Raw genomic sequence first — 300 nt, forward strand, 5'->3', positions numbered from 1 at the left:
GCACCGTCGCCGCGCCGCTCGACCACGCCACCCCGGCGGCAAGCGGATCAAGGTCGGCGTATCGCGGGTCGAGGCCACCGGCGACCGGTCGGAGCGCCGCGGCATCCTCGTGGTCAACTTCGGCGGCCCGGGGGCGTCCTCCGTCGGTTCGATGGCCGCGCTCGCGGCCGGGCTGCCCGAGCGGGTCCGCCGCGCCTACGACCTGGTCGGCTTCGACCTGCGCGGGCGCGGCACGAGCACCCGCGTCGAGTGTTCCGACCCCGCGACGTTCGGCCGCGGGCCCAAACCCGACGCGGCCAC

1 pseudogene is annotated in these 300 nt (G+C 77.3%); it reads left to right on the forward strand.

Features of this window, described 5'->3' with window-relative positions:
- Positions 1-300: pseudogene (locus GT354_RS33210) on the forward strand (hypothetical protein); the annotation flags it as partial.

The organism is Streptomyces sp. SID3343 (genome assembly GCF_009865215.1).
Classification (GTDB): domain Bacteria; phylum Actinomycetota; class Actinomycetes; order Streptomycetales; family Streptomycetaceae; genus Embleya.